Source organism: Streptomyces albiaxialis (assembly GCF_039530985.1).
Taxonomy (GTDB): domain Bacteria; phylum Actinomycetota; class Actinomycetes; order Streptomycetales; family Streptomycetaceae; genus Streptomyces; species Streptomyces albiaxialis.
In genome coordinates, this window is the sequence record NZ_BAAAPE010000025.1 from 96,116 (window position 1) to 110,053 (window position 13,938).

At 72.5% G+C, this 13,938-nt stretch carries 9 protein-coding genes and 1 pseudogene; 5 read left to right on the plus strand and 5 right to left on the minus strand.

Features of this window, described 5'->3' with window-relative positions; all coding sequences use genetic code 11:
• Window positions 1–80 precede the first annotated feature (80 nt).
• Window positions 81–992, minus strand: coding sequence for a hypothetical protein (locus tag ABD343_RS36895; protein WP_344534741.1), 912 nt, complete (start codon window positions 990–992; stop codon window positions 81–83).
• A gap of 248 nt (window positions 993–1,240) precedes the next feature.
• Between ABD343_RS36895 and ABD343_RS36900 the strand changes: the two genes are divergently transcribed.
• Window positions 1,241–2,572: a tyrosinase family protein gene (locus tag ABD343_RS36900; protein WP_344534743.1), complete on the plus strand. Its 1,332-nt coding sequence runs from the start codon at window positions 1,241–1,243 to the stop codon at window positions 2,570–2,572.
• 28 nt (window positions 2,573–2,600) lie between these two features.
• On the opposite strand, the gene ABD343_RS36905 is transcribed toward ABD343_RS36900, so the two are convergent.
• From ABD343_RS36905 to ABD343_RS36920, 4 genes and pseudogenes are all read right to left on the minus strand, one after another.
• Entirely contained in the window at window positions 2,601–3,629 is a 1,029-nt protein-coding gene (locus ABD343_RS36905) for a zinc-binding alcohol dehydrogenase family protein (protein ID WP_344534745.1), read from the minus strand.
• Window positions 3,630–3,650: 21 nt separating this feature from the next.
• Window positions 3,651–4,106, minus strand: a complete 456-nt coding sequence (locus ABD343_RS36910; RefSeq protein ID WP_344534747.1) for a nuclear transport factor 2 family protein — start codon at window positions 4,104–4,106, stop codon at window positions 3,651–3,653.
• A 50-nt stretch (window positions 4,107–4,156) separates the two neighbouring features.
• Window positions 4,157–6,925, minus strand: coding sequence for an AMP-binding protein (locus ABD343_RS36915; protein ID WP_344534749.1), 2,769 nt, complete (start codon window positions 6,923–6,925; stop codon window positions 4,157–4,159).
• Window positions 6,926–7,083: 158 nt separating this feature from the next.
• Window positions 7,084–7,413, minus strand: a pseudogene (locus ABD343_RS36920) (transketolase C-terminal domain-containing protein); the annotation flags it as partial.
• Window positions 7,414–8,310: 897 nt separating this feature from the next.
• Here ABD343_RS36920 and ABD343_RS36925 point away from each other — a divergent pair.
• The 4 genes from ABD343_RS36925 to ABD343_RS36940 are packed head-to-tail and all read left to right on the plus strand — an operon-like array spanning window position 8,311 to window position 13,616.
• Window positions 8,311–9,807: a xanthine dehydrogenase small subunit gene (locus ABD343_RS36925; protein WP_344534751.1), complete on the plus strand. Its 1,497-nt coding sequence runs from the start codon at window positions 8,311–8,313 to the stop codon at window positions 9,805–9,807.
• The gene (gene xdhB, locus ABD343_RS36930) at window positions 9,804–12,212 is read left to right on the plus strand and encodes a xanthine dehydrogenase molybdopterin binding subunit (protein WP_344534753.1); all 2,409 of its coding nucleotides are present in this window, start codon (window positions 9,804–9,806) and stop codon (window positions 12,210–12,212) included. Before ABD343_RS36925 ends, xdhB begins: the two co-directional genes overlap by 4 nt.
• 1 nt (window position 12,213) lies before the next feature.
• Window positions 12,214–13,116, plus strand: a complete 903-nt coding sequence (gene xdhC / locus ABD343_RS36935) for a xanthine dehydrogenase accessory protein XdhC (RefSeq protein ID WP_344534854.1) — start codon at window positions 12,214–12,216, stop codon at window positions 13,114–13,116.
• A complete protein-coding gene (locus tag ABD343_RS36940) occupies window positions 13,113–13,616 on the plus strand; it encodes a nucleoside deaminase (RefSeq protein WP_344534755.1) in 504 nt (167 codons plus the stop codon). The genes xdhC and ABD343_RS36940 overlap by 4 nt, the downstream gene beginning before the upstream one ends.
• Window positions 13,617–13,938: the final 322 nt, after the last annotated feature.

A 13,938-nucleotide genomic window follows, 5' to 3' on the forward strand; every position in this document is an offset into this window, starting at 1 on the left:
GGGGTGCGAGCTTCCCCGCTCGGGATGCCGGTTCGCCATTGCTCCTGCGACTCAACGGGAAGGGGGTCGGCGCGGCGCGTTCAGGCCTTCTCCAGCACCCGTTTCGCGGCGTCCACCCACGCGCTCCGCGCCTTTTCCAGCTTCTCGAAAGCGGCCGGTTCGGCCTTCACCGCCGCGCGCTGGACGCGGGTCTCCGCCGCGTTCCAGACCGCCACCAGGCCGGTCCGCTCCTTGCAGCGCACGTCCGCCCGCGCCTGCCGGATCTCCTCGCGCGAGACGTGGTCCCCCTTGCGCCACCGGGCGTCCGTGATGGCCTGCATCGGGCCCGGGTAGTCGTAGCCGCCCTTCTTCATGCAGGCGCTCCAGGCGCGGAACACCCGTACGACCTCCGGCTCCTTGAGCGCCCGGTCGTAGGTGGCGCCGAGCGTGGAGTCGAGCAGGCCGTAGTCGGCGTCGGGCAGGCCACGCGTCAGGGTCTCCTTGGCCTTCCGCACGCAGCCGCCCGGCGCCTTCCCCGACCCGTGGGCCGCCTTGCGCGCGGCGGCCCCGAGCCCCTTCTCGCGCGCCTTCTCGGCCGCTGCCCGCCTCGCCACCGCCGGGCGTTCGGCGGGCATGTGGTAGCCGTAGATCTCCGCGATCCGGGGTTCGACGACCCCGTAACGGCGGCGGTTGCGCGGCTGGGTCTCCTCCCCGGGCACTCTCGGCGCCGTCTTCCACTCCACGCCCTTGCCGCGCATGCACCGGCCGGTCAGCACGTCCTCGGCGGCCCTGATGGTCTCCAGCTCGCCGGGCGACGGGCCGTAACGGTCCAGCGGGACGCTGATCTCCGTCGCCTCCTTGCCCGGCGGCGGTACGGGTGCCGTGGGCCCGCCCGCCTTCGACGGCTCGGCGCGCGGCGGCCCGGCGTCCGCGTCCCCCGCGCAGCCGGTGACCGCGCAGGCCAGGACCAGGACGGCCGCACCAGTGGCGGCAGCCCTCGACCGTACGGACACAGCACCCTCCTCGGGGAATCGGGGAATCGGGGAATCGGGAATCGGGGAATCACAGAAACGGCGCGGTCTCCGGGGCTCCCTCCCCGGCGCCGCACCAGCCGCATTCTCACCCGCGCCCGGGCGCAGACGCCACAGATATCGGGTGCCCGTGCGGCCTCGTGCGGCCTCAGCCATCGCGGTGACGCGGTTACTGCGGTCAGCGGGGTCAGGGTGAGGTCTCCCCGGCGCCGTTGGTAGGGGTGACCGACATGGATGTCGTGAACAGACGCGCTGCTCTGAGACTGGCGGCCGGCGGTGCCACCGCGGTGGTGCTGGGGGCCACGGAGGGACAGGGGTTCGCCGCCCCGGCTCCGGCCCCGGCTCCGGCTCCTGCCCCGATCCCGGGGCCCGACGGCCCGACATCGCCGGGGTGGTGCACCACCGTCGGCTATCGCGGGCACACCGTCACCGTCTGCCCCGGCGACAAGATGGGCCACGGCCTGCTGAAGAAGGCGGTGCTGCTCGACGACCAGCCGCTGATGGTGATGGCGCACGGGGGCGAGTTCATCAGCATCCTCAACGCGCACGAGACGTATCCGGACCTGATGGACCTCGCGAGGGACGCCGTGCGCCAGCTCCACGGCGCCTCGCTCCAGGCGCCCCCGGCCCGTCTCCCCGACGTCCCCGCAGAGCTGCAGATCCCGTCCTCCGGCCGCTCCCGTACGGCTCCGCGGCGGCGCCCGGTCGTACGCAAGAACGTCGCCGCCCTCTCCCGGGCGGAACGCGAGAGCTTCGTCGACGCGCTGCTGGCGCTGAAGGACGACGGGCGTTACGACTTCTTCGTCGCCGTCCACCAGCAGGCGTTCGTCACCCCCGAGTGGGGTGCGCACATGAGCCCCGCGTTCCTCCCGTGGCACCGGGCCTATCTCAACCTCTTCGAGGAGCAGCTCCGCGACGCCGGGGCGCGTGCGCTGCCGTACTGGGACTGGAGCAGGCAGCAGACCGTCGGCGCGGTCCCCTTCACGGACGACCTGCTGGGCGGCGACGGCTACCACCGGCCGGAACTCGACGACGAGGACGACCCGCAGGAGGGCGAGGTGCTCACCGGGCCGTTCGCCGCCTCCACCGGGAACTGGCCCGTGACGGTGAGCGAGGACGACCGCGACTTCCTGCGCCGGGACATCGGGCGCCGCGTCCGGCGGCCGTCCGGCCCCGCCGACGTACGGAGCACCCTGGGGCACAGGCGCTACGACAAGCCTCCGTTCGACCGGACGACGCCCGCCTTCCGCGGCTATCTGGAGGGGTGGGCCTTCCGGCGCGCCGCGATGCACGGCTCCGCGCACGCGTGGATCGGCGGCAACATGTCCACCGGCTCGTCCCCGAACGACCCGGCGTTCTTCCTGAACCACAGCTACGTCGACAAGATCTGGGCGGACTGGCAGGCGAGGTACCCCTCCGTGCGCCACTACGCGCCCACGTCCTCGCCGTCGCCCGGGGTGCCCGGGCTCGACACCCCGCTCGAACCGTTCCACAGCGCGATGAAGTGGACCGTCACGCCGCGCATGGTGCTGGACCACAGACGGCAGTACGTCTACAGGTAGGCCCCCGGGTCGCTGTCCGGGCGGGCCGTCAGGGCACCAGCACGACGCGGGTGCCGGACCGCCGCAGCGGCCAGGCGCGCTCGATCCCGTCCAGGGGCACGGCCTGCGCGGCGACGCGCAGGCCGGTCTCGGGGAGGGTCGAGATCAGCTCCCGGGTGGCGCCGCGCACGGCCTCCGGCGCGACGGATCCTATTCCGCTGCCGAGGAGTTCGAGGTCCCGCTGGCGCAGCGCCCGCGCGGGCAGCGTGATGTCCGGACCGGCCGCGTCCCCGACCTGCACCCACCGCAGGCTGCGCCCGCTGCGGGCCCGGTCGCGCCGCCGGAGGACCGCGGCCAGCGCCCGTTCGGTGACGGGCCCCCACAGGTAGTCGACGACGACATCGGCCCGCGCGGCGGCCTCGGCCAGCGCGGTGCCGCCGTCCTCCGGGTCCCCGTCCGCCCGGCTGCCGTCATCGGGGGCATCGTCCTCCGTGCCGCCGTCCAGGGCGACCGTGCGGGTGGCGCCGAGCGCGGGCAGTTCGCCGAGCGCCGTCCGGTCGCGTCCGGCGGCGGCGATGTCGGCGGCTCCGGCGAGGTGGGCGAGGCGGACGGCCATCCGTCCGGCGCAGCCGGTGGCGCCCAGGACCAGCACGTTCTCGCCGGGCCGGAGACATGCGCGCAGGCGCAGCGCGAGCCAGGCCGAGAGTGCCGGGTTCACCAGCGCGGCGATCTGGACGGGGTCGCAGATCCCGGGCGGTGTGCCGGGTGGCGCCTCGGGCAGCGGTACGAGCGCGGCCTCGGGCGCGGCGACCCGTTCGGCCATGCTGCCCCGCCCGGGGGCCAGACCGGAGAAGTGGACGAGGGTGCCGTCGGGGCGGCGTCCGACGCCGTCGATGCCGGGGACGTGCGGCCAGGAGCCGTCCGACGCGTAGTGCGCGCCCGACGCCAGCGCCCGTACGACGGGGTGGAGCCCCGCGGCCACGACGTCGAGGACGACCTCGCCGGGGGCGGGCCGGGGTTCGGCCGCCGTGCCGTATCGCGGGGGCCGGCCGGGGGATGTGACGACTGCCGCGCGCATCTGGACTCCGGTCGCCGCGCTCTAGTGCCAGTCCGGGTGGTCGAACTTCTCGGGGCGCAGCAGGCGGCACATCTCGATGGTGTCGAAATGGTCCTCGAATCGCGTGACTTTCCCGTCGGCCAGCGTCCAGGAATGGACGAAGTCGAGTACGGCGCTCCGGCCGTCGAGGGAATGCACCTCGCGGGTGCCGAACACGACGACCCTGTTCCCGGCGACGAGGAACTCGTCCGGGTCGAGCCGCATCGGCCCTCGGGTGCGGGGTGCCTGCTCGAAGAACGCGCGGGCCTCGTCGTGCCCGCGCTTGACCCCGGCGATTCCGGGCCCGATCTCGCGTACGCCCAGGGGGTGGACGATTTCCACGTCGGGGGCGAAATAGTCGAGCATGCGCGTCAGTTCGCCGGTGTTGAAGACTTCGTAGAGGTGCCGGACCCGGGATTCCACCGTGCCGGGGTGCGGGGAGGAGGACGGTTCGGGCATGGGGCGTGTCCCTCGCGGTTGTCGTGGACGGGTTCGGGTGGATGCGCGGTTCAGCCGTCCCCCATGGCGCGGCCGATCTCGACGCGCAGGATTTCCTGGAACGTGGGGACGTGGGTCGGGCCCATCAGGGTGTAGTGCTCGCCGGGAACGTCGATGAAGCGGTTCGGCTCGTCCGTGAACGCGTTCCAGCCGTGCAGTTTCCGGACCCATTCCTCCCGGGTGCCGTGCAGCGGATCGGCGCAGAAGACGCTCATCGCGCGGACGCTGCCGGACGGCTCGTAGGTGCGGCCGAGTCCCGTGAGATGCGAGGCGAGGCGGGCCCATTCGGTGAACTGCCGCTGGTCCAGACCCAATTGCGCGGAGCGTTCCGGGGCCGCGGAGCGGAGCAGCGTGGCGATCTGTTCGTGTTCCGGCAGTTCACGGATGCGCGGCGGAATCGACTCGGCCTGTTCTTCACCGATCAGTTCGAGGAACATCGCGAGATTGACGGCGGTCTCCGCGAAGTCCAGCTCGTTCATGCGCTGCCGGATGTGCGGCGGCAGATTGAAGTTCCCCAGGAACCGGACCTCTTCCCCGTCGGCTTCGAGGATCTTCGCGATCTCGAAGGCGACGGCGGCGCCGAAGGAGTAGCCCGCGATCGCGTAGGGGCCGTGCGGCTGCCGTGCGCGGATCGCCTCCGTGTAGACCGAGGCCATTTCCGCGAAGGTGCCGAAGGGCCTCTCGCCCGGGTGGAATCCGGGCGCGCGCAGGGCGTAGAAGGGCCGGTCACCGGCGAAATACTTCGCGAGGTTCACGAACACCAGCACCTCGCCGACCCCCGGGTGCACGCAGAACAGCGGCGTCCGTCCGCCCGTCGTCTGGAGCGGGACCACGGGGTCGTACGCCGTACGGGCCCTGGTGCGCTCTCCCTCGACGAGCCCGGCGAGCGCGCGCGGGGTCGGGGCCGTCATCAGGGTCGAGAGCGGCACGGACGTCCCGTGGAAGCGCTGGTCGATCAGGCGGGAGAGGCGCAGGATGTCGAGGGAGGTGCCGCCGAGGTCGAAGAAGTTCGTCGTGGCCCCGATGGCGGCGGCGTCCTCGGGGAAGATCTCGGCGAAGACATCGACGATGGTGGATTCGGTCCCGCCCCGCGGCGGTGTGCGTTCCTCCGCCATCCGTCCGAGCAGCGCGTCGACCTCGGCGCGCCGCTCGTCGAATTCACCGTTCCGCAGACGCTCGCGCAGCCGCGACCGCTGGACCTTTCCCAGACTCGTCCGGGGAAAAGCGGACCGGGGGAGCGGCAGCACGATGTCCGGCCGGAATCCCCAACGCCGGACGACCGCGCCCCGTACGGCGGTTACCAGGTCGTGCAGGCCGTTCTCGCTCTCATCGGCGAGAGTGCTGCCGAAGAGCACCGCCAGTTTCTCCGTGTCGCTGCCGGGCGGGCACACGGCGAACGCCGCCACATGGGTCTCGTCGACGCCGGGGACTTCCCGGACGACCGCTTCCATGGCACGGCCGGAATAGCTGACGCCGTTGACGATGACGGTGTCCTTGCTGCGGCCCACGAGCGTGAGGCGGCCGTCGTCCAGCCGCCCGAGATCGCCGGTGCGGAACCAGCCGTCATCGGTGAACGCGCCCTCCGTGGCCGCGGCATTGTTCTCGTATCCGCCGGTCACCATCGGGCCGCGCACCTGGACCTCGCCCATCTGCCCTTCGGCGACGGGGAGATTCGCCTCGTTCACCACCCGGAGTTCCAGCCCGTTCACGGGGCGGCCGACGGCGGCGGTCTCCGCGCCCCGGTCGCGTTCCGGGAATTCCACGTTGACGATGCTGCCCGCGCAGGTCTCCGTCATCCCGAAAGCGGGATGCAGCACGTTCCCGCCGAGCCCGGACGGCGCGAGCTTCTCCAGGAACGCGACGCCGGTGGCCACGGGATTGGCCTCCCCTCCGGACAGGATGTGCCGCACGCAGCTCAGATCGGCGTCCAAGGGTGACGTACGCGAATCCAGCGCCGTATTGATCTCCCCGAGGAGGAAATTCGGCGTGAACGTGAGACTCACCCGGTGCGCGTCGATGGTCCGCAGCCATTCCAGCGGGTCGGCCATCACGGATTCCGGCGCGGTCTGCACCTGCGCGGCGCCCACCGCGAGCGGGAGCAGGTGCCCTTCCCAGGCGGCGACATGGTCGAACGAGACCCAGTTGAACGCGGTGTCCCGTTCGGAGAGAGCGAGCAGACCGGCCTTCGCGCGCATGGACGCGAGCAGATTGGCATGCGTGAGACGTACGGCCTTCGGCACCCCGGTGGAGCCCGACGTCAGCAGGAAGAGCGCGGGATCCTCCGGGGCGGCGGGGGAGGGGCCGGGATCCGGCAGGCCGTCCCCGGACGGCCCGGCCGACAGCCGCTCCAGCGCCACCACGCGTCCGCCCGCCCCCGCGAGCGGACGGCTCAGCGCCTCCGTCGTGACCGTCAGCGGGGCGTCCAGCAGCCCGGTCACCTCGCCCAGGCGCTCCGCCGGATCCCGCGCGTCGCCGCTCCCGGTGCTCATGGGGCACATCGGCATGCCGCCCAGCACGCAGGCCCAGAACACCGGGACGAAATCGGCGGGCTCGTGCAGCAGCGCCACGACGGGGCGGCCCGGCTCCGCCCCGCTCTCCCGGAGCCCCGCGAGCAGCCGAAGAGCCTTCTCCAGCAGTTCGGGGTACGTGCACGGGGCCCCGGGTGATCCGGAACCGAAACGGATCCCGTTGCCGGGGTGCCGGTCGGCGGCGTCGGACAGGAGCCGGCTCAGCCCGGACGCCTCCGGCGCGTGCGCCGCGGCCTGCTGATGGGCGGTCATCAGATCTCCCACGGGGTGATCGAGGCAGGAAGAAGGAGCATAGCCTGCCTTTCCTCGCAGAAAGGCTGATAAAACGCCAAGAGCAGTTAAAGGGCATAAGCCCCTTTTCGGGCTTCATGGTGAGGCGCTCGGCCCCGGCGGTCGGTCGGGTCGGTCGGTCAGTCGGGCCGCCGGTCGGTGAGCCGCCGGAGGGCGGCGGCGACCGCCGAGGAGTCGATGCCCGCCTCGCGGAACCGTTCGGCGTGGGTGGCCGGGCCCGGCACGGTGTCCACCGCGAGCCGCACCATGCGCGGTGCCGGACGGCCGTCCGCGAAGGCCGTCGCGACCGCGTCGCCCAGCCCGCCCTCCGGCACGTGGTCCTCGACGGTCAGCAGACAGCCCGTCGCCGCTGCCGCCTTGTGCAGCGCTCCGGCGTCGACGGGCTTGAGCGAGTACAGGTCGATCACCCGCACCGCGAGGCCCTCCGCCGTGAGTTCGTCGGCGGCCCGGTGGCTCACGGCCCTGAGCGCGGTACGCCCCTGACAGCTCAGTGGCACGCCTCTGACGGCTCACAGGAAGAGCCGCGCGACCGCGACGGTCCGTACGCAGGCCAGCAGATGCACCGTCCCGGCGCCGTCCTTTGTGCGGAAGGGATCCTCTCGCCTGTCCGGTACCGGTTCAGCCAGCACCGCGCCCGGTCCGGCACGGGTACGGGCACGCCCGCGCTCGCGTCCAGCGCGTGCTCGTCCCACGCCCCGGGCGAGTCCGCGAGCGACACCCGCCGGAAGGGCAACCCCAGCGCCGTCGCGGCGTGTTCCGCCGTGGTGGGGGCGTTCAGCTCCGTTCGCCCCTCCGTTCCCCCCCCCCCGTGCCTCCAGCGGCCCTCGACGCCGACGGTGCGCGGCGTCTCCGGGAGGCATTTCCGCGGGCGACACCTCCAGCACCGTACGTCCGGCGGGTTGTAGGAATCACCAAGGCCGGGGGAGGTGCCGGGGGTGGCTTCATGGCTTCCTCTGAAGCAATATCGATCTCTCGCGCACAGGGTTGACCGGGGGATCCGCCGCAAATTAGCTTCGGTCGCACCGGTTGGCTCCGGTCGCACCGGCTCGCGAACACATGGAAGGAGGCGATGTCGGATGTCCACCATTTCGGATCCCGATCTGAATCGCCTCGTCAGGCGCGCCGCCTGGACTCCGGGCCGTATCGCGCACGACTGCTGAGCAGCCTCTTTCCGGCGGACGCGAGGCGCGCCGCCGGTGTCGTTTGAATTCCCTTTCCCGTCCGCGGCACGTCGTGGCGTGCTGGTTTCGCACCCCGGGTTCTCACGCTGCGCCACAGAAAGAGAAAGCCCCTGAAATGGCGACTGGAACAGAAATGACGGCCGCGCGCCGAAATGGTGATGCCGCATGGTAGCCGCGCGGATCACGGTCAATGGGGAGGAGCTGCCGATTTCCCCGGCCACACCCCACACCACGGTCCTGGACTTCCTGCGTGAGCGCGGTCTCACGGGGAGCAAGGAGGGCTGCGCCGAGGGGGAGTGCGGCGCGTGCTCGGTCCTGGTCGCCCGTCCCGGAGTGGACAAGCCCACCGACTGGGTGGCGGTCAACGCCTGCCTGGCTCCGGTCGCGGCCCTCGACGGGCAGGAGATCGTCACCTCGGAAGGCCTCGCCACCGAGGGTGCCCCGGGAACCCTGCCCACGCTGCACCCCGTGCAGCGGGAGATGGCCGTACGCGGCGGATCGCAGTGCGGCTACTGCACGCCGGGCTTCGTGTGCAGCATGGCCGCCGAGTACTACCGGCCCGGCCGCTGTGCGCACGGGGGCACAGAGGGCGGTGCTGACGGCGCCACTGCCGACGGCCCCGACGCCGAGCACGGCCCGAACGGGTTCGACCTGCACGCGCTCAGCGGAAACCTGTGCCGCTGCACCGGCTACCGCCCGATCCGGGACGCCGCGTTCGCCGTCGGCGCGCCCGCCGCGGACGACCCGCTGGCGCGGCGCCGCGAACAGGCCCCGCCGGAAGCCGTCGCCACCGAGTACGCCCAGGACGACAGCGTGTTCCTGCGTCCCGGCACCCTGCCCGAGGCGCTGCGGCTGCTGCGCGAGCGGCCCGACGCCGTGCTCGTCGCCGGGAGCACCGACTGGGGCGTCGAGGTGAACATCCGCTCCCGCAGGGCCGATTGCGTGATCGCCCTCGACCGGCTGCCCGAGATGCGGGAGCTGCGGACGACGTCCGATCACATCGAGATCGGTGCGGCCCTCACGCTCACCGAGATCGAGCGCCGGCTCGACGGCCGGGTCCCGCTGCTGGCGCAGCTCTTCCCGCAGTTCGCCTCCCGGCTCATCCGCAACAGCGCGACGCTCGGCGGCAACCTGGGAACCGGCTCGCCCATCGGCGACAGCCCGCCGGTGCTGCTCGCGCTCGACGCGACGGTGGTCCTCGCCGACGCGGACGGCGAGCGCGAGGTCCCGCTGGCCGACTACTTCACCGGCTACCGGCAGAGCGTACGGCGTCCCGGTGAGCTGATCCGCGCGGTGCGCCTGCCGCTGCCGCTGTCGCCGGTCGTGGCCTTCCACAAGATCGCCAAGCGGCGCTTCGACGACATCTCCAGCGTGGCCGCCGCCTTCGCGCTCGACGTCCGGGACGGGATCGTCCGGAAGGCCCGTATCGGCCTGGGCGGCGTGGCCGCCACCCCGGTCCGCGCCCTCGCCGTCGAGGCGGCGCTGGAGGGCGAGCCGTGGTCGGCGGAGACGGTCGAGGCCGCGGCCGAACTGCTGCGCGCCCAGGGCACGCCGATGAGCGACCACCGCGCCAGCGCCGACTACCGGGCCGCGATGCTCGGCCAGAGCCTGCGGAAGCTGTACGCGGAGTACGCCGAATCCCTTGAGGCGGTGTCGTCATGAGTCATCTGTCCGAGCGTCCCGAGAAGCCCGTCGTCGGGGTCCCGCTGCCGCACGAGAGCGCGGCCCTGCACGTCACGGGTGCCGCGCTCTACACCGACGACCTGGTCCACCGCACCAAGGACGTGCTGCACGCCTACCCGGTCCAGGTCATGAAGGCCCACGGGACGATCACCGCGCTGCGTACGGAGGCCGCGCTCGCGGTGCCCGGCGTGGTCCGCGTGCTGACCGGTGCCGACGTGCCCGGCGTCAACGACGCGGGGATGAAGCATGACGAGCCGCTCTTCCCCGACGAGGTCATGTTCCACGGCCACGCCGTGGCCTGGGTGCTCGGCGAGACCCTGGAGGCCGCCCGTATCGGCGCAGCGGCCGTCGAGGTCGAGCTGGACGAGCAGCCCGCGCTGGTCACGCTGGACGACGCGATCGCGGCGGGGAGCTACCACGGCGCCCGGCCCGTGATGGTGACCGGCGATGTCGACGCCGGCTTCGCCGAGTCCGCGCACGTGTTCAGCGGCACGTTCCAGTTCGCCGGGCAGGAGCACTTCTACCTGGAGACGCACGCCGCGCTGGCTCAGATCGACGAGAACGGCCAGGTGTTCGTCCAGAGCAGCACCCAGCACCCCTCGGAGACGCAGGAGATCGTCGCGCACGTGCTCGGGCTGCACAGCCACGAGGTGACCGTGCAGTGCCTGCGGATGGGCGGCGGCTTCGGCGGCAAGGAGATGCAGCCGCACGGCTTCGCGGCGGTCGCGGCGCTCGGCGCCAAGCTGACCGGGCGTCCCGTGCGGATGCGGCTCAACCGGACCCAGGACCTGACCATGTCGGGCAAGCGGCACGGATTCCACGCCGAGTGGCGGATCGGCTTCGACGCCGAGGGGCACATCCAGGCGCTGGACGCCACGCTCGTCGCGGACGGCGGCTGGAGCCTCGACCTGTCCGAGCCGGTGCTGGCCCGCGCGCTGTGCCACATCGACAACACGTACTGGATCCCCCACGCGCGCGTCGCCGGACGCATCGCCAAGACCCACACGGTCTCCAACACCGCCTTCCGCGGCTTCGGCGGACCGCAGGGCATGCTCGTGATCGAGGACATCATGGGCCGGTGCGCGCCGCTGCTCGGCCTGGACCCCATGGAGCTGCGCGAGCGCAACTTCTACCGCCCCGGCCAGGGACAGTCGACGCCGTACGGGCAGCCGGTCACGCAGCCCGAGCGGATCTCCACCGTCTGGCGGCAGGTCCATGACGACGGCCGTATCGCGGACCGCGAGCGCGAGATCGCCGCGTTCAACGCCGCGCACCCGCACACCAAACGGGCGGTCGCGCTCACGGGCGTCAAGTTCGGCATCTCGTTCAACCTGACCGCCTTCAACCAGGGCGGCGCGCTGGTCCTGATCTACAAGGACGGCTCGGTCCTGATCAACCACGGCGGCACCGAGATGGGCCAGGGCCTGCACACCAAGATGATGCAGGTGGCGGCGACCACGCTCGGGATCCCGCTGCACAAGGTGCGGCTGGCCCCGACCCGTACGGACAAGGTGCCCAACACCTCGGCCACCGCCGCCAGTTCGGGCGCCGATCTGAACGGCGGGGCGATCAAGGACGCCTGCGAGCAGCTCCGCGAACGGCTGCTGCGGGTGGCCGGTTCCCAACTGGGCGCGAACGCCTCGGACGTACGCATCGTCGAGGGCGTCGCGCGTGCGCTGGGCGGCGAGAAGGAGCTGGCCTGGGACGACCTGGTGCGCGCCGCGTACTTCCAGCGGGTCCAGCTCTCGGCGGCGGGGTTCTACCGGACCGAGGGCCTGCACTGGGACGCGCAGACGTTCCAGGGCTCCCCGTTCAAGTACTTCGCCGTCGGCGCCGCCGCGACCGAGGTCGAGGTCGACGGCTTCACGGGCGCGTACCGCATCCGGCGGGTGGACATCGTGCACGACGTCGGCGACAGCCTCTCCCCGATGATCGACATCGGCCAGGTCGAGGGCGGCTACGTGCAGGGTGCGGGCTGGCTCACGCTGGAGGACCTGCGCTGGGACACCGGCGACGGGCCGCACCGCGGGCGCCTGACGACCCAGGCCGCGAGCACCTACAAGCTGCCGAGCTTCTCGGAGATGCCCGAGGAGTTCCACGTCACGCTGCTGGAGAACGCCACCGAGGAGGGCGCGGTGTACGGCTCCAAGGCCGTGGGGGAGCCGCCGCTGATGCTGGCGTTCTCCGTACGGGAGGCGCTGCGGCAGGCCGCCGCCGCGTTCGGGCCCGCCGGGGTCAGCGTGGAACTCGCCTCCCCGGCGACGCCGGAGGCCGTGTACTGGGCGGTCGAGTCGGCTCGCGCCGGGGGCACGCGGCCCGACGGCGGCGGCGATGACGACGGTGGTGGTGTCGCCGTGGGCGCGAGTGTCCTGAGCAATGCCTGACATGACCTGGGTCGCCGCGGTCGCGCGGTTGCGGGAGCGCCGGGAGCCCGGCGTGCTCGTGACCGTCGCGGGCGTGCGCGGTCACGCCCCCCGGCGGGCGGGCGCCAAGCTCGTCGTGGGCGCGGCCGGGACCTGGGGGTCGATCGGCGGCGGCAACATCGAGGCCGCCGCGATCGACCGCGCCCGCGAGCTGATCGGCACGCCGGTTCCGGAACGGGTGCCGGTGCCGGAGCCGGTTCCAGAGCCGGTGCCGGTGCCGGAGCCGGTTCCAGAGCCGGAGCTGATGGAGTTCGCGCTGAACGACAAGGTCACCAACCGGCACGGCGTGCAGTGCTGCGGCGGCACCGTCACCGTGCTGCTGGAGCCGCTGCCGGTGGTCCCGGCCGTGGCGGTCTTCGGCGTCGGGCACGTCGGGCTGGAGCTGGCACGCGTCCTGGCCCGCCACGACCTCGACCTGCACCTGATCGACACCCGCGCCGACATGCTCGCCGACGAGCGGCTCGCCGCGCTCGCGGACGCGGTCGCGCGGGTCCACGTCCACCACACCCCCCTGCTGCCGGAGGAAGTGCTCGCCGGGCTCGCCCCCGGCACCCACATCCTGATCATGACGCACGACCACGCGGAGGACGCCGCGCTGGCCGACGCGGCCCTGCGCACCGACCACCTCGGTTCGATCGGGCTCATCGGCTCCGCCGCCAAATGGGCGCGGTTCCGCAAACGTCTGGCCACCGAGGGCGGCCACGACGACGCCACCATCGACCGGATCAAGACCCCGATCGGCATCTCCGAGATCACGGGCAAGGAGCCCGCCACGATCGCGGTGAGCGTCGCGGCGGACCTGCTGCGCACCTTCGAGCAGAGCCGGACCAGTATCAGTACCAGCACCGACAAGGAGCACTCATGACCGTCAGTACCCAGGAACCGGGCCTCCGCGAATCCGAGCGCGCCTGGATGGAGCGGGCCATCGCGCTGGCCACCACCAGCGCGACCAGCGGAGGCGGCCCCTTCGGTGCGCTGATCGTCAAGGACGGCCGGGTCGTCGCCGACGCGCACAACCAGGTCACCGCCAACCTGGACCCGAGCGCGCACGCCGAGGTCAACGCGATCCGCGCGGCCTGCCAGGAGCTGGGTACCTTCGCCCTCGACGGCTGCACGCTGATCACGTCCTGCGAGCCCTGCCCGATGTGCCTGGCCACCTCCCTGTGGGCGCGTATCGACCGGCTCGTCTTCGCCGCCGACCGGCACGACGCCGCGGTGGCAGGGTTCGACGACCGCAGGTTCTACGACCTGTTCGAGAAGAAGCCCTCCGAGATGTGGCCGATGCAGGTCGAACAGCTCGACCTGCCGGACCGCACCGCCCCGTTCGACACCTGGGTCGCGAAGTCCGACCGCGTCGACTACTGACGCACGGCGGGCCACGGGTGCGGTGCCGGCACCGGTGCCGTGCCGCAGTAGGGCGGTACGGCACCGCGCCCGTGCGTGCGCGTACGTGCGTGCGCGTGTGCGCAGCGGGCCGGTAGGCCCAGGGACACGCCCTGGAGGAGGCGCTGCCGAGCGGCCCGTCCGAAGGGGACGGGACTCTCGGCTCCCGGCCGGCGCACGTCGTTGGCGCGGAAGACCGGATACGCGGTCGGGTTCGCGAGGGCCGTCGGGGGCGAGCAGGTACCTCCGCCGGTGCGGCTGCACGATTCCCGACGAGACCAGCTTGCGCCGCGGACCGGCGGCG

What these genes read in the sequence shown, in the direction of transcription:
- ABD343_RS36940 (WP_344534755.1), top strand. Translation starts at nt 13,113, where the DNA reads ATGACCGTCAGTACCCAGGAACCGGGCCTCCGCGAATCCGAGCGCGCC.
- ABD343_RS36900 (WP_344534743.1), top strand. Translation starts at nt 1,241, where the DNA reads ATGGATGTCGTGAACAGACGCGCTGCTCTGAGACTGGCGGCCGGCGGT.
- xdhB (WP_344534753.1), top strand. Translation starts at nt 9,804, where the DNA reads ATGAGTCATCTGTCCGAGCGTCCCGAGAAGCCCGTCGTCGGGGTCCCG.
- ABD343_RS36925 (WP_344534751.1), top strand. Translation starts at nt 8,311, where the DNA reads ATGGTAGCCGCGCGGATCACGGTCAATGGGGAGGAGCTGCCGATTTCC.
- ABD343_RS36915 (WP_344534749.1), bottom strand. Translation starts at nt 6,925, where the DNA reads ATGACCGCCCATCAGCAGGCCGCGGCGCACGCGCCGGAGGCGTCCGGG.
- xdhC (WP_344534854.1), top strand. Translation starts at nt 12,214, where the DNA reads ATGACCTGGGTCGCCGCGGTCGCGCGGTTGCGGGAGCGCCGGGAGCCC.
- ABD343_RS36905 (WP_344534745.1), bottom strand. Translation starts at nt 3,629, where the DNA reads ATGCGCGCGGCAGTCGTCACATCCCCCGGCCGGCCCCCGCGATACGGC.
- ABD343_RS36910 (WP_344534747.1), bottom strand. Translation starts at nt 4,106, where the DNA reads ATGCCCGAACCGTCCTCCTCCCCGCACCCCGGCACGGTGGAATCCCGG.